Here is an 18602-nt window from a genome sequence, read left to right as displayed (position 1 = left end):
CGCCGAGGAGGGCGAACCGATGAGCGATGACACGGATGACACGCAGTCGCCTCGGCGTCTGAATTCGCTCGAGGACCGAAACGCTGTCGTCGAATCCGCTCTCGACCGAGCCATCAAGCGTGGTGATTTCGATGATCTGCCGGGTCTGGGCAAGCCGTTGTCCGGGTTGCACAGCTCATCTGATCCTGATTGGTGGATCAAGCAGAAGATGGATACCGAAGGCATCAACGGCGTCGCTCCGGAGGCGTTTCAGCTGCGCAAGGAGAACGCCGTCCTCGAAGACACGGTCGACGCTTTCTCCACCGAGTCCGAGGTCCGCGACTACCTCGCCGGCTTCAACGCCCGGGTGCGCGAGGCCGTGATGGATCTGCGCGACGGCCCGCCCGTGTTCACTCCGCCCCGCGATGTGGAGAAGGAGATAACCGCATGGCGGCGGCGTCGGAATGCGAAGAAGAACGACACCGTCACCGAGGCGGAACCGGGGGACCAGCCCGCCGCTCCGGAATCGGTGGGTTCACCTCGGCGATGGTGGCATCGTTTCCGTCGCTGATGTGGGAACGAGCGGTGGCGCTGTCTTCAGTGAGGTTGACTGCGATCGTGGTGCACACCAGGCCGAGGATGGCCAGTGGCAGGTCGAGTCCGTAGCTCGAGATCGCCAGGGATTGGACGACGAAGAGGGCAACGGCGGTGACGGTGACGGCATCGGAGGGCCACCTCGGGGAGAGAACCGGGCGGGGGCTCTCCCAACGTTTCGTGATCGTCGAGATCGCCCACACGACGAGCAGGACGGCGATGACGAAGACCGGACGCGTCAGCCACCAGGCTCCGGTGCCGGGATCGGGCATCGGCAGCCACAGCAGCTGGACTCCGGTGAGCAGGACGATCGCCGGCACGTGCCATAGGTAGACGGACATGAGTCGGCTGCCGAGGAAGAACACGATGGCCTGGGCGAAGCGACGGTCCATGATCGCTGTCAGCGGTCGGTGGAGCAGGGTCAGCAGGGCGGCTTGGATGACGGCGAGGACGGCCAGCGGCAGGGTCGGCGGCCATTGGTTCGTGAGCATGGACGCCGAGTACTCCCCGAGGATGACGAGCAGTCCCAGGCAGGCGAATCCGGCGACGATCATGACGAGGTTCCACCAGCGGAGACGGGAGAACCAGCCGTCGCGCAGGCAGAAGCCGATCTGCTGGGCGAAGAGCCAGACGAAGCCAACGTTGGGCAGTCCGAAGAGTTCGTCGCCGATGCCGTAGCCGTCGGCGGGGATCCGATCGAGTCCGAGGCTTTGGATGCCGACGACGAGGCGGACGACGTCGACGAAGAACGCTCCGGCGAAGAGGACGACGAGGGCCAGCCACGGATTGCGTTCGTGCCAGCGGATCATCCAGGGTGCCAAGGCCTGGGCGAGAGCGTACGCGGCGAGGAACCACAGGACGGAACCGACGGGGACAGCGATGGCATCGGCCAAGTCCGGGTCGACGCCGAGGACTAGGACGGCGGTGAGAGCAGCGGTGAGGACGATGAATAGCGGCAGCGCCGGAAGCGCGAGGCGTCGCAAGCGGGTGCGGACGAAGGTCGAAGCCGATTCGCCGCGACGTTGTGCAGATTCCCAGCCGACCTTGGCCGCGAATCCACCGACGACGAAGAACATCGGCATGATCTCGGCGATCCAGGTGGCCGGGGCGAACCAGCGCTCGCCGGAGACCGGGTTGATGATGAAAGGTGAGCCGTCCGGGTTGCGGCCGACCCCGACGAGCAGGAGGTGGACGAACACGACGACGAGCACACAGACGACGCGGGCGAGGTCGAGGGTGAGATCACGGTGGCGGGGGATCGAAGTGTTCACAGTGTCTACGGTAGGTGGGTTCGCGCCTTGGCGGGTGGCGACGATGTGTCAGATCAGTTGCATCGCTGCGGCGGTGGAGTGCGGGCCTGCAAGCGTGTTGTTCGCCGGCAGCCGCACAGCGTCGTGCTTCCCCGCGCGGCTATGACATTCGCGTCGCCTTCGCCAGTCGTTCGATCGCGAGGTGAGCAAGAAGCGCCGCTTGATCGCCGAGAACCGAATCGTCGAAGATGACGAAGGGGGAGTGGTTGTTGCCCTGGCGCTCTGCTGGAACGTCCGTGCGCTCGGCGCCGAGCATGAGATACGTGCCCGGCACCGCGGCCAGGACGAAGGAGAAGTCTTCACTCGGCATGATCGGCTGTTCGAGGAGCTTCACCCGATCCTCGCCGAGGAGGACACGGAGTTCTTCCATCGCCCATGCGGTCTCGTCATCGTCGTTGACCGTGACCGGGTACTGGACATCGAAGTCCACTTCGGCGCTGCATCCATGGGCAGCGGCGATGCCGTCGGCAAGCTGCTTCGAGCGGGTGCGGACGATGTCGAGTGATGCGTCCGACAGTGTGCGCACAGTCGCACCCAAGGTGGCCGAGGCGGGGATGACGTTGATTGCGTCCGAGGCGCTCAACTGGGTCACGGACAGCGCGATGGGGTCGAAGGCGTCGATGCGGCGGCTGACCATATTCTGCAGGGCCGTGACGAGTTCGGCCAGCGCCGGCACCGGATCGACGGCGGTCTGCGGTTGGGAACCGTGACCGCCGCGTCCGTGGATCGTCACCCGCAGTGTGTTCGAACCCGCTTGGAGGGTGCCCGGGCGGGTGGCGACCACGCCGCGCGGACCGGGGAGCACATGCGCCCCGAATGCAGCGATCACCCGCGTCCCGGCTGCGTCGAGCACGCCTTCGTCGATCATCACCGACGCTCCGTTCCAGCCCTCTTCCCCGGGCTGGAACATGAAGACGATGTCCCCGACAAGCCGGTCGCGCAGAGCGTGAAGGAGCCGAGCGGCTCCGACGAGTCCGGCTGTGTGCAGGTCGTGGCCGCAGGCGTGCATGCATCCGTTCGTCGAGGCGAAGGGCTCATCCGTCTCCTCTGTCACTGGAAGGGCGTCCATATCTCCGCGCAGCAGCACCGCTGGAGCGTCGGCCGGTCTGTTCGGATGGGTTCCGCGCAGAACGGCGATCACCGAGGTGGTGCCCTCACCCGTGGTCACCTCGAGGTCGAGGCCGGACAGGGCGGCCAGGACCGCCGCCTGCGTGCGGGGCAGGTCGAGACCGATCTCCGGGTCCGCATGGAGGGAACGCCGCAAGTTCTGGAGCTCAGGGAGCAGGGTCTGTCCTTGTGCGATGAGATCGTGCATGGGGTCCTTTCGTATGAGAGCCCGGGGTGTGCCGAGGGCCTGGAGCTGGCGGGGATTGGGGCCGGTCGGGATCAGAGCATACTGACGAGGACACTGGCAATGACGACGGACCCGGCGCTGACCGAGGTGAATCCGCCGACGAGCATCGGCGGGAGCATGACATTGAGCAGCGCTTCCTTTTCGTCGTCGTCACGGGCTATGGAACGTGCTACCTCGTTGGTGAGCAGATAGTCGGCAGGGAAGCCGTACATCGCCGTCAGCGCCACTGACACTCCCAGTCCAGACTTCCAACGCAGAAGCTTCGTAGCGACGAATCCGCCGAGGACGATGCCGGCGCCGCCGACGATGAGGATCGTGATGGTGGGGACGAATGCGTTGATGACGTCCTGCACCGAGGCGGTCACCAGCGGGGCCATGACGATGGCGATGACGCCGGCCATGGCGATGCCGAATGAGTTCGACCGTTCCATGGCCTTATCGGGGGACAAGCCCACCGCGGTGGCGAGAATGCCGAGGACCAGTGCGAGGATCGACGACGGAATATGGGTTGGGACCGCCAGCAGTGTCGCTGCCGATCCGCCGACGAGAATGAGGAAGAGCATGAACAGCTGATTGTCGACGAGGAAGTCGGGAAGGTTGACGAGTTTCTTCTTCTTGGCGGCTTCCTCCTCTTCCTGGTTGTGGGCGCGCGCGAGTTCCTGAAGTTCTCCGCTGTCGCGCAGCTTCTTTGCATAGCGACGCAGAAAGTAGTTCGTCAACGGCATCGAGGGCAGTGATTGGAGCATCAGAACAAGCGCGGGAAGAACGATGATCGACGAGGCGGCGCCGTGCGCCGTCAGCCCTTCCGTCGTCAAGCTGGTGGCGACGATGCCGCCGGCCAACGGCCCGGAACCGGCCACGAAAGTTTCGAAGCCGAAGAGCGGGGCCACGACAGCCAGGATGAGCAGGACCGCCACGAGCATGCCCGAGACTGCGATGATGACCGAACGCCACTGCTTGAGCATCACGCGCAGAGGGATGAGCGACCCCATATGGAAGAGCAGCGGCGCGACGAGGAACGAGTAGGCCTGAAGCAGCAGAGAGTCATCGATGACAGTTTCTGGGACTACGCCGATCTTGGCGAAGACGAAGATGCCGAGCATCGCAACCAGAAGGCTGGGGACACGCGCCTTCGACCAGATCGAGACCAGCTCACCGAGCGCGATGAAGGCGAGGACGATAGCGGCAGCGTAGATGGCTTCCATGGTGTGCCCTTCGAGTTGGGAGTGTGATGCTTCCCACAACCTATCCGTTCGGAATCGGTCTGTGTGGGAATCGACTGGAGTTTCCGATAGTTGGGACTTCTGACGTTGTGCAGGCAGTGGAATGAGGGCTCAGGGCATAGGCTGAAGACATGAGTTTTCTGCAGTTCCTCCACGAACGGGGCATCGTCGAGCGCCCCGGATCCGGAAGCCGCCCGCTGGTGATCGCGCACCGCGGCTATTCGGCTGTTGTGCCCGAGAACAGTCTCGCCGCTGTCGACGCCGCGCGTGCCCTGGGTGTCGACTTCATCGAGGTCGACACCTCGACCAGCGCCGACGGTGTCCCTGTCATCCTCCACGATCCGGATCTGGACCGAACCACGAATCGCAGAGGTCCCGTCGTCAATCTCACCGCCGAAGAGCTGTCGTTCGTCGACGCCGGCTCGTGGATGGGCCCGGGATTCAACGGAGTGCGCATCCCGACCCTGTCGGCCGTGATGAGGGATATCCAGCACCGAGGCGGCGAACTCCTCCTCGAGCTCAAGGGGGAGTGGTCGTCGGGTGCGGTGGCGAGGATCTCGGAGCTGGTGGTGGAGACGGGCATCGCCGACCGGATGATCGTCCAGTCGTTCAACATCGAGACGCTGGAGACCTGTCGGGACATGCTGCCGATGGTGGCTCGCTTCCTTCTGCGCATGGTTCCCAAGCCTGAAGACATCGAGATCGCTCGCGAACTCGGTGCGGTGGCGATCAATCCCTCCTACAAGGGATTCTCGATGCGCAAATCGGTCGTCACCGAGATCATGGACAACGACCTCGGTGTCTTCGTCTGGACTGCCGACGAGATGAACGAATGGCGGGAACTCCTCGGTGCCGAGGTCGATGGGATCATCACGAACCACCCAGGTCGACTGCAGGGATTCCTCGCAGGGCGATTCGACCCGGTGAAATAGACATCTTCGCTGGTGACAGTGATGCGGGGCAGGGCCCGGTGGGAGTTTTCGCCTCCGGCTCCAGCGCGTGTGAGTGACGTCACTGGTATCCGATTTGCCCAGAGCGAGCGAACCCGTGTAAATTCTTACCTGTTGCCCCGATAGCTCAGTCGGCAGAGCATCTCCATGGTAAGGAGAAGGTCAAGGGTTCGATTCCCTTTCGGGGCTCTCGTGCCGCCTAGAATGCGGTGCTGGGGCGGGGTAGCTCAGCTGGTTAGAGCGCACGACTCATAATCGTGAGGTCGGGGGATCGAGTCCCCCTCCCGCTACCGATCAACTCCCTCATCAGGATGACGAATCCGATGGGGGAGTTTCTGTATTCGGGAACTCCCCGAGACGGTATTGCGCGACTCCTTCCGGCCGTGCCAGTCTTGCCGAGTGAAGCACACAATGACTCCCGATTTCACCAGCGAATCCCACGCACTTGCCGATGACCTGCGCGAACTGCGCCGCGACCTGCACCGGGACCCCGAAATAGGACTCTATCTGCCGAAGACCCAACGTCGGATCCTCGACGCTTTGGAAGGTCTGCCGCTTGAGATCACGCTCGGTCAGGAGCTCAGCTCGATCGTAGCCGTCCTGCGCGGAGCGCTCCCCGGCCCGACGGTGCTCCTGCGCGGGGATATGGACGCTCTGCCCGTCGACGAGGCGACCGGACTCGACTTCGCGTCGACGAATGGGAACATGCATGCCTGCGGGCATGATCTCCACGTTTCAGGACTCGTCGGAGCCGCGAAGCTGCTGTCCGCTCATCAGTCCGAGTTGAAGGGCACGGTGGCCTTCATGTTCCAGCCCGGCGAGGAGGGGATGGGCGGGGCGAAGATCATGCTCGAAGAAGGAATGTTCGACACCATCGGCCAGAAGCCCGATGCGGCTTACGCGATCCATGTGGCACCGGGGGTGCCGGGAACCTTCGTGACCAGACCGGGTACGATCATGGCAGGGGCGAATACTCTGCACGTGACGATGCACGGCAGCGGAGGCCACAGCTCGCGACCGGAGGATGCTGTCGACCCGGTGCGTCCGATTCTCGAATTCGGACAGGCGCTGCAAACGATGGTCACCGGATCATTCAGCGTGTTCGATCCCATCGTCGCCCAGGTGACGCAGTTGGAAGCGGGGGAGGCCGTCAATGTCATCCCCGCCTCGGCGAAGCTCGGAGCCTCTGTGCGCACGCTCTCCCTCGAGTCGACGCGAAAATTCCCCGAGCGCGCCACACAGTTGGCGGAGTCGATTGCGGCCGCACACGGGTGCACGGCCGAGGTGGTGTGGACCGAGCAGTATCCCGTCACGGTCAACGACGGCGCCGAAGCCGACTTCGCTCTGAGAGTTCTGGCCGATCGTTTCGGTGCCGAGCGGGCGGTGCAGGTGCCGGACCCGCTCATGGGTTCCGAGGACTTCTCCTTCGTGCTCGAGCAGGTGCCCGGTGCTTTCATGTTCTTTTTCGTGACGCCCGAAGGCATCGATCCGGGGTCGGCGGCAACGAACCACTCGCCGGAAGTCCAGTTCGACGATGCGCACCTGCCCGACCAGGCTGCGGCGCTCGCAACCCTGGCCTGGGAGCGGTCACTGCGCGGATGATCACCACGCGGCCGACGACAACGGGTTCATCCCACTTCCACGGACCGGGGGATGGTCTTTGCGCGATTCGGCGCCTACTCTCGAAGTGACTGTTCGACCGACGTGGGAGATCGACGATGATCAGCACAGAACTGTCCGACTGGCTCCTCGACTCGGACCCGGCCCTGCGCTGGCAGGCCGAACGTGACCTGCTCGGAGCAGAGGAGACGACCTGGCAGGAGACCCGCGCACGCGTGGAACACGAAGGCTTCGGCGCAGAGCTGCTGGCCCAACAAGACCCGGACGGACAATGGGCAGGCGGGGCCTTCTTCCCCTCCGACTTCGCATTCGACGACGAGGGATCACAGCCGTGGACTGCGACGACGTGGGCTCTGAAGGACCTGCGCGAGTGGGGACTGACCGCCTCGGCGTTGGAGGGAACGGCAGAGAAACTCGAATCCGCACGTTGGGAATACGAGAACCTGCCCTACTGGGGCGGGGAAGTCGACGTCTGCATCAATTCCTGGACGCTGTCGAACGGCCTGTGGCTCGGCGCCGATGTCGACGGCATCGTCGACTGGTTCCTGGGCCACCAGCAGCCCGACGGCGGATGGAACTGCGAATGGGTCGAAGGCTCGAAGGTCTCGTCGTTCCACTCCACCCTCAACGCCCTCGTCGCGCTGCTCGATTATCAGCTGGCTACGGGCGACGCCGCGCGTGTGCAGGAGGCCCGAGCCAGGGGAGAGGAGTACCTGCTGTCGCGGGACCTGTTCCGCACGCGCAGCACCGGTGATCCTTTCGACGGCCGTGCCCTCGCTCTCTTCCACCCCCGACGCTGGTTCTACGGAATCCTGCCTGCACTCGACTACTTCCGCGAAGCGACGAGCGCGGACGGAAGCGCCCCTGACCCGCGAATGGAAGAGGCAATCGGGAAGGTCCGAGCCAGACGCTCCGACGACGGCACCTGGACTCAGGACCACCGCCTTGACGGCGACGTCTGGTTCCACGTCGACGCTCCGGTCGGCGAACCCTCGAAATGGGTGACCCTGCAAGCCCAGCGAGTCCTCGACTGGTGGGACGGAACACAAACCGACTGAGCATCCACAGCCGCGGCCCAGAAACGCCACAGTCCCACGCCAGAGCCGGTCACCACGATGGTGTCATCACACATCATCGAAGGAAGGACAGCTCATGGCTCGCGTACCCGAACCGGACCAGACCCCCAACGGACCCGCCTACGAAGGCAGGCTCCTCGACCGTCCCGACGAGGAGGTCGTCGACCAAGGCGCCTCCTTCGACATCCGCACCCTCTTCAGCCGACGAGGAGTACTCGGGCTCGTCGGCGCCGGTGTCGGCACCATGGCCCTGGCCGCCTGCACCTCCGGGGCCGCGGGATCGACGAAATCGAGTTCGAGCGGCAGCGGATCGGTCACCGAGATCCCCGACGAAACGGCCGGTCCGTATCCGGCGGACGGATCGAACGGACCGGACATCCTCGAAGACTCCGGAATCGTGCGTTCGGACATCCGCTCGAACATCGACGGGACCAACACCGTCGACGGTGTGCCCCTGACATTCACCCTCAAGGTCACCGATATGGCCGGTGACAATGCTCCATTCGAAGGCGCAGCCGTCTACGCCTGGCACTGCGACGCTCAGGGCCGTTACTCGATGTACTCCGACGGCGTCGAAGACGCGACCTGGCTGCGCGGCGTCCAGGTCGCCGATGCGGCAGGAGAAGTCACCTTCACCTCCGTCTTCCCCGGCTGCTACTCCGGTCGTTGGACCCACATCCACTTCGAGGTCTACCCGGACGTCGATTCGATCACCGATGCCGAGAACGCCATCGCCACCTCGCAGATGGCCCTGCCCGAAGACGCCTGCAACGCAGTCTTCGCCCTCGAGACCTACGACGGATCGGCGAAGAACCTCTCTGCCATCTCCCTCGACGACGACAACGTCTTCGGTGACGACGGAGGAGAGCACCAGCTCGCCACGATCAGCGGCGACACGGACTCCGGATACACCGCCACGCTCGATGTTCCCGTCGACACCGACACCGAACCGACCGGCGGCGCAGCCCCGGGAGGCGGCGGTGAAGGACAAGCTCCACCCGACGGCGCCCCCGAAAAGCCCTGACAACTCCGAGAAAGGCTCACCATCATGCTGCACAACCTCACGGGCTGGCACGCCCTCGTCATCCTCGCCATCATCATCCTCGTCTTCGGCGCAGCCAAGCTGCCTGCACTCGCCAAGAGCCTCGGGCAGTCCGTGCGCATCCTCAAGGACGAATCATCCGACTCACGGGCGGGTGATGAGACGGAACCCCACTCATGAGCACCGCCGCGGAGAAGATGCCGCTGTCCGCGCACCTGCGGGAGGCGCGGACACGGGCGGTGCGCGCGGCGGTGGCGCTGCTCATCGGCACGGTCATCGGATATCTCACCTCGGATTTCGTGATGGACGTCCTCCGGGCCCCGATCACCGAGCTCGCCGAGTCCCGCAGCGCTTCGCTCAACTACGACAGCGTCACCGGCGCCTTCGACCTTCAGCTGCGCATCGCCGTGTACTCCGGGATCGTCCTCTCCAGCCCGGTGTGGCTGGGAGAGATCTTCGGATTCCTCACCCCGGGACTGACGGCGAAGGAGAAGAAGGTGACGTTCGGCTTCCTCGGTGCCGCAGTGCCCCTCTTCGTCGCCGGCTGCCTCACCGGCCTCTACGTCTTCCCCCGGATGGTCGAAGTGCTCACTTCGTTCGCCGCGAGCGAGGACAGCACCATCCTGCAGGCGTCCTACTATTTCGACTTCGTGTTCAAGATCGTCATCGCCACCGGCGTCGCCTTCGTCCTCCCGGTCTTCCTCGTCGTCCTCAACTTCATCGGCCTGCTCCCTGCACGATCGATCGCGAAGGCCTGGCGAGCCGCCATCGTGGCCATCGTGATCTTCGCCGCACTGATCACCCCGGCCGCCGACGTGCTCTCCATGTTCTTAGTCGCGGCCCCGATGGCGCTGCTCTTCCTCGCTGCGCTCGTCATCGCGTGCATCCACGACCGGACCCGAGGCTACGGCCGGATGGTCGGTGATCCGCACGTGGAGGAGGAACGGTCCGGGCGAGTGCCGATCCCGCCAACGGAAAGGACTCGGACATGTTCGGCCTGAGTTTCGAGAAACTGATCATCGTCGGCATCTTCGCTGTGATCGTCATCGGCCCACAGCGGCTGCCCCACTACGCGCAGAAGCTCGGCGAGTTCGCCCGCCTGCTCCGTGCCCAGGTCGATACGGCGCGGACTCGGGCCGCCGAATCGATGGGCGCCGAGGACTGGAGAACTCTTGATCCGCGACAGTACGATCCGCGCCGGATCATCCGAGAGGCGCTGGACGAACCGGGCAGCGCCCGGAGCTCGGAGACTGCTGCCCCGGGTTCGACTGAGCATTCCGAACGTGCCCCGGGCGGGAACACTCGATCCCTCGCCGAGGCGGCCGGCAGCGTTGTCATCACCGGTTCGTCCGGACATCCGCGGAGACGATTCGTCGCCCGCACGGCCGAAGGTCGTACGGGCGACGATGAGCGTGCAGTCGCAACCTCAGGAACCGATCGATGACCAGGGGAGGGGCCGCCCCGGTGATCAGTCCTTGAAGTCGAAGTCTTCCTTGTCGATGCCGGGGAACATGAGTTCGTACTTGATCATCTGATCCTTGTGATCGACGATCTTCACGGTGCCGAAGTACTTCTTCCTGCCTTTGTACGCGTCCTTGTCCTTGACGGTGACCTGGCACGATTTGAAGCCGTACCACTCGCGGAGCTCCATATCGGAATCGCACTTGGCTTCTTTGACCTTCCAATCGAGCTTGTTCTCGAACAGGTCGATGAGGTCGGCCTCGATCGACGAGGCGGGCACGATGCCGTTGCCCTTCTTGTCGATCTTCATCCCGTCGTCGCTGGCCCAGTTCGTCGTCTTCGCAGCATCGGCGAACGGATCGGTCGATTTCGTGTCGGTCGGCTCCGCCTCGGCGGGTTCGGATCCCGGGGCCTCGGCCTCTTTCGATTCGACAGCACCTCCGCCGAATCCGCCTTCTTCGGTCTGCGGGGCCTCGGACTTCTGATCCTCGGCGGGCTTGTCCCCTCCGGAGCCTCCGCAGGCGGTCAGGGACAAGGCGAGAACGGTTCCAGCGGTGGCCGTCAGCAGGCGGGGCATCCAGGTGGACCGGCGAATCGGGGTCATCGTGTTTCTCCTTCGCACTCAGGCGATCACAAACGTTGTCGATACACCACGATTCTGCCACGGCCGGTTGCCGCGAACCCCGGTTCGGTGTGCGGATCCGGCGACACCTGTGGCGATTCGGGCACATCCGCACCGGGAGATGGCCCCGGGTCCGGTGGCGGGAGGGAGCCGGATCCGGCCTGCTCCACGGCGATCGGCTCCGGCTACTCCGCGGCAGGGGAACTGACGGCCTTCGCGAGAGCCTCGAATGCGCGGATCGTCGGGAACAGCTTCGTCGCATCCTGCGGCAGCCCCCAGCTCGAGAGCTTGACGCCGAGGACGTTGGCACCCGGGTTCATATAGATCATCTGCCCGTGGATGCCGAGGGCGAGGAACGCATGAGAATCGGGGAACGGGAACCAGAACTGGTTGTGATACGCCCCGCCCGGCATCCGATTGTCTCCGGGCCCATCGGCGAACGCCTGACGCACATCCTCGGAGGTGGTCAGCGTATCGCCGATCCACGTCGTCGGCGCCACCTGCTGTCCGGTCAGCGACTGCCCGCGGTTGGTGTAGACGTAGCCGAATCGGGCGAGATCGCGCAGAGTGGTGTTGATTCCGCCGTCGAACATCCCGACCCCGTACTGGTCGGTGGCGATGATCGCGTCCTGTTCGGCGCCGATCCGAGACCACAGCACCCGCGACATGAGCGACTGCATGCGCTCGCCGGCGATCTTCTCGCACACCCATCCGAGCACATCGGTCTCGCACGACCGGTATTCGAAGACCCCGCCGTGCTCGGACTTCGCCTCCAGGGTGGTGAGGAACTCGTACATGCCGATGCCCGGGTTCTCCCGCTTCGCCTCGGACCAGCCGATCGACTCTTCGATCTGCCGGACCTCGGACTTCGGGTCGAGGTAGTCCTCGGAGAAGCGGATGCCCGACCGCATATCGAGGACATGGCGCACGGTCGCCCCCGCATAGCCGGACTCGGCGAGTTCGGGCACATAATCGGTGACGAGGCGGTTAGGGTCGAGGTCACCCGAACCGGCGAGCACCCCGGCGACAGTGCCGACGAGCGATTTGGACACCGACATGAGCAGATGCTCGGTCGACGCGGTCATCTCCCCGAAGTACTCCTCGGTGAGCACGGTCCCGTTGTGCATGAGCATCCAGGCATCCGTGTCGGTGGATTCGATGACGCTGCGGACGCTGCGGGCCTCCGAGTACTCCGTCGCGGGAACCTCGACCTCGCCGAGGTCCTGTGGATCGGCGGGCAGCTCGGCCACAGGACCGGTGCCCCGGGAGATCGGCGTCGTGGGAAGGACCCGTGCGACGTTCTGGAACGACCATCGCACATTGTCGGGATCCTGCCAGTTGTCCCGGTCGATTCCGGCCGCCGGATCGACGGGAGCCGATGGGGCCACGGTATGGTCGGTCGGGGGAGCGGCCGCGGTCTGGTCCGGTGACGGTTCGATCACTCTTCTCCTCTGATTCTCGCATCGGTCTGTCCGCGGAACGGCTCCGCGGACGGCAGCTGGGAGCCGCCTCGGGTCGTGTTGAGATTATCACCGAGGCGGCTCCGCGCTTCGCGTATATCTGCCCTTCGCGTACAAGAGGGCGGCGCCGGGCTCAGTCGCCTTTGGCTCCGGGTCCGCCGAGGGCCGGCGACGGATCGTCGGCGACGACCGGAACTCCGGCGTACATCGCCCTGATCGAATCGATGAAGTGCTTGGCCCGGATGCTCAGCGCATCGGGTCCGCCGACGTTCGTCTGCAGCGGATTCTTCGTCACCAGGACTCCGAGGTCCGCGCCCTTCCACCGGTAGTCCCCGGCCCCGAAGATACGCAGGAAGAACACCTCGCTGCCGTTCTGCAGGGGGTGCCAGTCGAGTGCCGCACGTTTGTACGTCAGCGTCCCGTACTGGTCGAGATAGTACTGACCGGTCAGCGGGGAATGCGTGATGTACTCGGTGATCGGAGCCGTCTCCTTGATGATCATCTGGCTCCACTCGTCGGCGCCGGAGAGTTCCTCCCACCGCTCATTGATCTCGGTGACATCGAGATCGAATTCGACGTCGAGGTATTCGAGCAGGTGAAACAGGAACAGGGGCACATCGGCATAGGCGCCTGCCGTGACGTTCGTGATCGCCGAGGCCCCGGAGATGCGCGGATTGAGCTCACCGAGGTAGCAGTCGTCGTTGTCGAGATCGACGAGGACATCGACTTCGAAGAACCCGCGATAGCCGCGTTTGCGCAGGCCTTCGCCCATCTTGCGCACGAGCTCACGGGTCTGCGCCCGCTGCTCTGCGTTGAGGACATCGGGTTTCATCTCGTTGCCGCACCAGCCGCCCTTGTACGGGGTGAGCTCGGCGAAGCCGGCCAGCTCTGTCAGATACGGACCGACGACGACACCGCTGGAGGTGATGACCGCCTCGACGGCGACCGGAGTGTTGTTGATCCGCTTCATCACTTTCAGCTGCTCGCCGATGATGTCGTCCTCGTGCGCCTCCCAGCCCGAGGCATCGGAGATGAAGAACGTCGTCTTCCCGGAATCACCGTAGGGGGTCTGCACGACGAGATCCGTGCCCAGCCCCGCCTCGGCGGCCCGCTCATTGAGCTCTTCATAGGTGTCGGCAGTGGTCAGCACGTTCGGGACGGAGAACGCACCGGCTTCATTGCCGAGCTTCGTCGTCTCGATCTTCGAATCGAGCTGATTGCGCAGGGCTGCCGACGGCAGGATGAGGTCGTAGCCGAGCTCTCGGCAGATCCGCTCGGTCTCCTCGTCGAAGAAGACCATCGCGACCTTGACCCGCTCACCATGGGGGACGTTGCGCGTCATATGGGCACGCACCTCGGCGTTCAGCAGCAGCCAGTTGTTGATCGCCTCGCCCGATTCGAACTCGACATAGGGCTTGTAGCGCGGGGAGAAGACGCGCGGGTGACCGCCGTCCCAGCCGTCGTAGTAGGTGATGTACGAAAAGTTGCGCACCCACCGGTCGAGACCGAGCAGGTTGAACGGGGTGGCTCCGACGAAGAAGATCGGGGTCTGGTTCGTGCGGAAGAAGTGCCGGACCTCGGAGACGTTGCGCAGCGGTCGACACAGCTGGACTCTGTCGGCTTCTTTGCCGGCGTAGGCGGCGTCGGTGGCCACCGCCACTTCGACCTGCGGCGGGTCGACGTCGGCGGGTGCCGGTGCCGGATCAGAACCGCCGGCTGCTGGTGCAGGCGCAGCGGGGGCGCCGGGGCCAGGTGTGTGCGGTGAGGGGACCGCGACTGCGTCTTTGACTCGTGCGCCGGGCGTCACCGTCTGTGCCTCGGGACTCTTCGGGTCAGCGCTGGGGGATTCGTTCGTCATCGCACTACTCCTTACCAAATGTGATGTGGACAACATATACCAGTTTCGAAGCCATGAGCCCGATGGTGCAGCAATTGTGTGAACCGGATACGAACGCGCGATCAATTCTTCGCCGGTGAGCCTCATCCTGAGGCCGTGCTTTAGGCTGGTGTCGATACCGACCCCAGTGGAAGAGAGAGCGCATATGCCGGTGAATACGGAGAAGCAGGGGGCCACGTTCTCCCTGCCTCAGCCCTATGAGGTCTCCAGGGAGGCGATCGCGGAATTCGCGCTCGCCACCGGAGCGAAGGCCGATTACCATTTCGACGCCGAGGCGGCCACCTCGCTGGGCTACCGCGACGTCGTCGCCCCGACCACCTTCGCCGTGATCATCGCGCAGAAATCGGAAGCCGCCTATATCTCCGACCCGGAATCGGGCATCGACTTCTCGAAGGTCGTCCACGGCTCCGAACAGTTCTCGTTCACCCGTCCCATCGTCGCCGGCGACGTCCTGTCCGCCGTCACTCACGTCGACGGAGTCCGGGCCGCCGGCAGCAACGCCATGATCACCACCCGCACCGAGATCACCGATGTCGCGGAGCAGCCCGTCGTCACCGTGACCTCGACCATCGTCGTGAGAGGAGACGGAGAATGAGCGCCATCGACTTCTCCACACTGACCATCGGAGACACCGTCGTGGAATCCGAGATCCCACTGTCGCGTGCCTCCCTCGTCGACTATGCCGCAGCCTCGGGCGATCACAATCCGATCCACTGGAACGAACGCTTCGCCCGCGAAGTCGGCCTCGACGATGTCATCGCCCACGGGATGCTCTCGATGGCGGCGGTCATCGCTCCGGTGGCCGAATGGCTCGGCGACCCGGGTGCGATCGTCGACTACCGGACCCGCTTCTCCGCCCCCGTCGTCGTCCCCGACGCCGATACCGGATCACCGACGACCCCGACGACCTCGCTCAAGCTCACCGCCACCGTCGGCGCCGTCGACCCCGCCGTCGGCACGGCCCGCATCGACATCTCCGTGAAGTCCGGCGAGGCAGATGTCCTCAGCCGCACGCAGGTTCGGATCTCGGCGTGACCGAAGCCCACCCGCAGGAACTCTCCGGCTTCACCACCTTCCGCCTCGGCGGACCGGCCCCGCAGGTCACGGTTGCGAACACCCGAGACGAACTGCTCGACTTCTGCGCCGCCCACCCGCTCGAACTCAGCGGTCAGGAACGGTCCCGCGTCTTGTTCATCGGCGGCGGATCGAATCTGCTCATCGCCGATGCCGGATTCGACGGTGCGGTCTGCGTGGTCCGGACCACCGGAGTGGAGACGACCCAGACTACGACGACCGACACCCGGGTCACCGCCGAGGCGGGGGAGGACTGGGACGCCTTCGTCGCCCACACTCTCGACCTGGGGCTGTCCGGGCTCGAAGCGCTGTCCGGGATCCCCGGGTCGGTCGGTGCGACCCCGATCCAGAACGTCGGCGCCTACGGCACGGAGGTCGGCGAGCTCATCTCCTCCGTCGAGGTCTTCGACCGGGTGGCCGGTCAGACCCGCCACCTCACCGCAGTCGAACTCGAATTCGGCTACCGCACCTCGGCGCTCAAGCGCGCCCAGATCGCGGCCGGAACCCCGCAGTTCGTCGTGCTCTCGGTGACCTTCGACCTCCAGCGCAGCGACGAGTCGCTGCCCGTGCGCTACGCCCAGCTCGCATCGACCCTCGACGTCGAGATCGGCAGCCGCGTCCCGGCCGTACGAGTGCGCGAGAACGTCATCGCGCTGCGCAGGTCGAAGGGCATGGTCCTCGACCCAGCCGACCACGACTCCTGGTCGGCGGGATCCTTCTTCACCAACCCCATCGTCGAGAACGCCGAGATCCTGCCCGCCGAAGCTCCTCGCTACCCGGTGACCGACCCGCTCAGCGGAGCGAAGATCGAAGGGAAGACGAAGACCTCAGCGGCCTGGCTGATCGAGCATGCGGGGTTCTCCAAGGGCTTCAGCCTCGGTGAGGGAGTGGCGTCGCTGTCGACCAAGCACACCCTGGCGCTGACGAATCGGGGACACGCGAGCACAGCCGATGTGATCGATCTCGCGTCGACCGTCGTCGCCGGCGTCGAGGACGCCTTCGGCATCACCCTCGAACCCGAACCGACCTTCATCGGCTGCTCCATCGACGACGGGAAACGTCCCTAGACTGGTGGCCGTGTCATCACGTCGGAGAACCACCGCACTCGTCATCACCCTGGCTGCGGTTGCGCTTGTGACCCTGCCCTGGGCGCTGTTCACCTCGCGCGCCGATCTCACCTTCGGCCCCCATGAGGCGCAGTACCGGATCACCGCGGATTCCCGACTCACCGTCGACTTCGGCCCCCTAGGCAGACTGCTCGTCCCCACCGAGGACGTCATCCCACTCGGACTGGGACTGCACGTCGACATCGGAGAGATCCCCGTGTCCGGTGATTCCGGCGATGACGAACGACCTGCGGCCGATCCCGCGGAAGTGGCGGACCCCGGCGGGGGAACCATCGACGCCCTCGGCGGCGACATCGCCTCCTATGCCTCGCTGTTCTCGGCCCCGCAGGCGCAGATCGACCAGGTCATCGACGGACTCAGCCAGGAGATCCTCACCCGATGGGCGCTGGCCGTGTGCATCGTCACCGGGGGACTCGTCGGACTGGCCCTCTTCCTCGGGCCCGCCCGGGTCGACACCATCATCCGCGCCTTCGTCGGCAAGGAACTCCTCGGCATCGGACTGGTGCTCGTGCTCGTCCTCACCGGACTGGGCACCGTCGTGCTCAACCGTCCGAAGCCGATCGCGGCCGATCCGGCGTTCGAGGGCACGCCGCTGGCCGGATCCCAGGTCACGGGCCGCCTCGGCGGAATCATCGACACCGCATTCGGTGCAGTGCAGGACTTCGCCGATGACAACGACGCCTTCTACGACGAGGTTCTCGCAGCCCTGCGGACAAAATGGAACGACCGCCCGATCACCGGGAACTGGACCGATCGGGGACTCATCCCGCCTGCCGGCGTCGGCGCACCCGCTGCCGACGGCGGCGAGGGCGAAGGGCAGAAGGGTGTGTCCACGTTCGTCTACGGCTCCGACATCCACTGCAATATCGGAATGGCCCGCGTCGTCGGTGCGGTGGCGGAGATGAGTCGGGCCGATGCCTATATCGACGGCGGAGACATCTCCATGACGGGCACCTCGGCCGAGAACTACTGCCTCGACGTCGTCGACGACGAACTGCCGGAGAAGCTGCCGCGCATGATCGTCAAAGGCAACCACGATTCCATGGAAACGACGAGGCACGCGAGGGCGCGCGGGTGGAACGTGCTCGAGGACTCCAGCGCAGAGATGGCCGGGGTGACCTTCTTCGGTGCCGCCGACCCGCGCCGGACCGTGTTCGGGTCCGGTCCGCAGCTGGAGACCGACCTCACCGCCGACCAGTACGCGCAACGGCTGCGCGACGAAGCCTGCCGGGCCGATTTCGACATCATGCTCATCCACGATCCCGCCGTCGGCGGACCGAGCCTGCGCTCGGGCTGCGCCGACTACGCTCTCAGCGGACACTGGCACCGACGGGTCGGACCGGAGAACTTCGGTTCGGGAACCCGCTACGTCAGCTCGACGACCGGGGGCGCACTGGCGAACGCCCTGACACCGGGACCGCTGAAGATGAACGCGGAACTGAGCATCATCCGCGTCGACAATGAGACGAAGCGCCCCATCGACGTGCAGATCATCACCGTCACACCCGACAGACAGGTGCAGATCGACCCCTGGGTGAGATTCCCCGAACCCAGGCCCCTCGTGGGCCAGCCGCCTGTCGATGAGCCGGTGGGTGAGTGAGCGTCGACGCGTTCGAGACATTGCTTCGACACTCAGTTCGACGAATAACGGTCGAGCACGGTATGCTCGTTTCTCGTGGTCGGACACCACAGGGATCGACACGATCGCTCAAGTCCGATCAGAGGGGTGTGGCGCAATTGGTAGCGCAACGGTCTCCAAAACCGTAGGTTGCAGGTTCGAGTCCTGTCACCCCTGCGCAGTTGACTCTGCCGA

The 18602-nt window shown here is 65.0% G+C and carries 17 protein-coding genes, 3 tRNA genes and 1 pseudogene; 15 read left to right on the top strand and 6 right to left on the bottom strand.

Going from position 1 to position 18602, the window contains the following annotated elements; all coding sequences use genetic code 11:
* Positions 1-19 precede the first annotated feature (19 nt).
* Complete coding sequence (locus HIM68_RS15280; protein ID WP_172173657.1) at positions 20-550, top strand: DUF1992 domain-containing protein; 531 nt, start codon at positions 20-22, stop codon at positions 548-550.
* Here HIM68_RS15280 and HIM68_RS15275 read toward each other — a convergent pair.
* The 3 genes from HIM68_RS15275 to HIM68_RS15265 all read right to left on the bottom strand — a co-directional run bounded on the left by HIM68_RS15275 (position 465) and on the right by HIM68_RS15265 (position 4442).
* Positions 465-1844 (bottom strand): acyltransferase, encoded by a 1380-nt coding sequence (locus HIM68_RS15275; protein ID WP_172173654.1) that lies wholly within the window; start codon positions 1842-1844, stop codon positions 465-467. The two genes, HIM68_RS15280 and HIM68_RS15275, sit on opposite strands and share 86 nt — an antisense overlap.
* A gap of 139 nt (positions 1845-1983) precedes the next feature.
* Complete coding sequence (locus HIM68_RS15270; RefSeq protein ID WP_172173651.1) at positions 1984-3198, bottom strand: M20 family metallopeptidase; 1215 nt, start codon at positions 3196-3198, stop codon at positions 1984-1986.
* Between the two features lie 71 nt (positions 3199-3269).
* On the bottom strand, positions 3270-4442 hold the full coding sequence (locus HIM68_RS15265) for a hypothetical protein (protein ID WP_172173648.1): 1173 nt from the start codon (positions 4440-4442) through the stop codon (positions 3270-3272).
* Positions 4443-4591: 149 nt separating this feature from the next.
* Here HIM68_RS15265 and HIM68_RS15260 point away from each other — a divergent pair, with 149 nt between their 5' ends.
* The 9 genes and pseudogenes from HIM68_RS15260 to HIM68_RS15220 all read left to right on the top strand — a co-directional run bounded on the left by HIM68_RS15260 (position 4592) and on the right by HIM68_RS15220 (position 10592).
* Positions 4592-5392 carry a glycerophosphodiester phosphodiesterase family protein gene (locus HIM68_RS15260; protein WP_139468584.1) on the top strand — a complete coding sequence of 267 codons (801 nt, stop codon included), beginning with the start codon at positions 4592-4594 and terminating at the stop codon, positions 5390-5392.
* Between the two features lie 134 nt (positions 5393-5526).
* Positions 5527-5599: transfer RNA gene (locus HIM68_RS15255), tRNA-Thr, on the top strand.
* A 27-nt stretch (positions 5600-5626) separates the two neighbouring features.
* A tRNA-Met gene (locus HIM68_RS15250) sits at positions 5627-5700 on the top strand.
* Between the two features lie 121 nt (positions 5701-5821).
* The gene (locus HIM68_RS15245; RefSeq protein ID WP_172174271.1) at positions 5822-7012 is read left to right on the top strand and encodes a M20 family metallopeptidase; all 1191 of its coding nucleotides are present in this window, start codon (positions 5822-5824) and stop codon (positions 7010-7012) included.
* A 116-nt stretch (positions 7013-7128) separates the two neighbouring features.
* A complete protein-coding gene (locus tag HIM68_RS15240; protein WP_172173645.1) occupies positions 7129-8088 on the top strand; it encodes a squalene cyclase in 960 nt (319 codons plus the stop codon).
* A gap of 94 nt (positions 8089-8182) precedes the next feature.
* Positions 8183-9130: an intradiol ring-cleavage dioxygenase gene (locus HIM68_RS15235; protein ID WP_172173642.1), complete on the top strand. Its 948-nt coding sequence runs from the start codon at positions 8183-8185 to the stop codon at positions 9128-9130.
* A 24-nt stretch (positions 9131-9154) separates the two neighbouring features.
* A pseudogene (tatA, locus tag HIM68_RS15230) lies at positions 9155-9310 on the top strand (twin-arginine translocase TatA/TatE family subunit); the annotation flags it as partial.
* Positions 9311-9324: 14 nt separating this feature from the next.
* Positions 9325-10149, top strand: a complete 825-nt coding sequence (tatC, locus tag HIM68_RS15225; RefSeq protein ID WP_253904001.1) for a twin-arginine translocase subunit TatC — start codon at positions 9325-9327, stop codon at positions 10147-10149.
* Complete coding sequence (locus HIM68_RS15220; RefSeq protein WP_139468579.1) at positions 10137-10592, top strand: twin-arginine translocase TatA/TatE family subunit; 456 nt, start codon at positions 10137-10139, stop codon at positions 10590-10592. The genes tatC and HIM68_RS15220 overlap by 13 nt, the downstream gene beginning before the upstream one ends.
* A gap of 24 nt (positions 10593-10616) precedes the next feature.
* Here HIM68_RS15220 and HIM68_RS15215 read toward each other — a convergent pair whose 3' ends face one another.
* The 3 genes from HIM68_RS15215 to HIM68_RS15205 form a co-directional block, all read right to left on the bottom strand.
* Positions 10617-11213 (bottom strand): hypothetical protein, encoded by a 597-nt coding sequence (locus HIM68_RS15215; RefSeq protein WP_139468578.1) that lies wholly within the window; start codon positions 11211-11213, stop codon positions 10617-10619.
* Positions 11214-11416: 203 nt separating this feature from the next.
* Positions 11417-12673, bottom strand: a complete 1257-nt coding sequence (locus tag HIM68_RS15210) for a serine hydrolase (RefSeq protein WP_259357198.1) — start codon at positions 12671-12673, stop codon at positions 11417-11419.
* A gap of 151 nt (positions 12674-12824) precedes the next feature.
* Positions 12825-14549: a biotin carboxylase gene (locus HIM68_RS15205; RefSeq protein ID WP_253904000.1), complete on the bottom strand. Its 1725-nt coding sequence runs from the start codon at positions 14547-14549 to the stop codon at positions 12825-12827.
* A gap of 184 nt (positions 14550-14733) precedes the next feature.
* Here HIM68_RS15205 and HIM68_RS15200 point away from each other — a divergent pair, with 184 nt between their 5' ends.
* From HIM68_RS15200 to HIM68_RS15180, 5 genes are all read left to right on the top strand, one after another.
* Entirely contained in the window at positions 14734-15183 is a 450-nt protein-coding gene (locus HIM68_RS15200; RefSeq protein ID WP_172173639.1) for a MaoC family dehydratase N-terminal domain-containing protein, read from the top strand.
* Positions 15180-15623: a MaoC/PaaZ C-terminal domain-containing protein gene (locus HIM68_RS15195; RefSeq protein WP_172173636.1), complete on the top strand. Its 444-nt coding sequence runs from the start codon at positions 15180-15182 to the stop codon at positions 15621-15623. Before HIM68_RS15200 ends, HIM68_RS15195 begins: the two co-directional genes overlap by 4 nt.
* On the top strand, positions 15620-16729 hold the full coding sequence (locus HIM68_RS15190; protein ID WP_172173633.1) for a UDP-N-acetylmuramate dehydrogenase: 1110 nt from the start codon (positions 15620-15622) through the stop codon (positions 16727-16729). The genes HIM68_RS15195 and HIM68_RS15190 overlap by 4 nt, the downstream gene beginning before the upstream one ends.
* Positions 16730-16739: 10 nt before the next feature.
* A complete protein-coding gene (locus HIM68_RS15185; RefSeq protein WP_258041905.1) occupies positions 16740-18389 on the top strand; it encodes a metallophosphoesterase in 1650 nt (549 codons plus the stop codon).
* A gap of 122 nt (positions 18390-18511) precedes the next feature.
* Positions 18512-18584: transfer RNA gene (locus HIM68_RS15180), tRNA-Trp, on the top strand.
* Positions 18585-18602: the final 18 nt, after the last annotated feature.

The organism is Brevibacterium sp. CT2-23B (assembly GCF_013168765.1).
In the GTDB taxonomy this organism is placed as follows: Bacteria; Actinomycetota; Actinomycetes; order Actinomycetales; family Brevibacteriaceae; genus Brevibacterium; species Brevibacterium sediminis.
The sequence above is the reverse complement of the archived record's forward strand: the minus strand, read 5'-3'. Positions and strand labels throughout refer to the sequence as shown.

Coding starts and splice junctions, on each gene's coding strand:
- HIM68_RS15240 (WP_172173645.1), top strand. CDS start 7,129: ATGATCAGCACAGAACTGTCCGACTGGCTCCTCGACTCGGACCCGGCC.
- HIM68_RS15260 (WP_139468584.1), top strand. CDS start 4,592: ATGAGTTTTCTGCAGTTCCTCCACGAACGGGGCATCGTCGAGCGCCCC.
- HIM68_RS15265 (WP_172173648.1), bottom strand. CDS start 4,442: ATGGAAGCCATCTACGCTGCCGCTATCGTCCTCGCCTTCATCGCGCTC.
- HIM68_RS15220 (WP_139468579.1), top strand. CDS start 10,137: ATGTTCGGCCTGAGTTTCGAGAAACTGATCATCGTCGGCATCTTCGCT.
- HIM68_RS15205 (WP_253904000.1), bottom strand. CDS start 14,549: ATGACGAACGAATCCCCCAGCGCTGACCCGAAGAGTCCCGAGGCACAG.
- HIM68_RS15195 (WP_172173636.1), top strand. CDS start 15,180: ATGAGCGCCATCGACTTCTCCACACTGACCATCGGAGACACCGTCGTG.
- HIM68_RS15200 (WP_172173639.1), top strand. CDS start 14,734: ATGCCGGTGAATACGGAGAAGCAGGGGGCCACGTTCTCCCTGCCTCAG.
- HIM68_RS15235 (WP_172173642.1), top strand. CDS start 8,183: ATGGCTCGCGTACCCGAACCGGACCAGACCCCCAACGGACCCGCCTAC.
- tatC (WP_253904001.1), top strand. CDS start 9,325: ATGAGCACCGCCGCGGAGAAGATGCCGCTGTCCGCGCACCTGCGGGAG.
- HIM68_RS15245 (WP_172174271.1), top strand. CDS start 5,822: ATGACTCCCGATTTCACCAGCGAATCCCACGCACTTGCCGATGACCTG.
- HIM68_RS15215 (WP_139468578.1), bottom strand. CDS start 11,213: ATGACCCCGATTCGCCGGTCCACCTGGATGCCCCGCCTGCTGACGGCC.
- HIM68_RS15280 (WP_172173657.1), top strand. CDS start 20: ATGAGCGATGACACGGATGACACGCAGTCGCCTCGGCGTCTGAATTCG.
- HIM68_RS15270 (WP_172173651.1), bottom strand. CDS start 3,198: ATGCACGATCTCATCGCACAAGGACAGACCCTGCTCCCTGAGCTCCAG.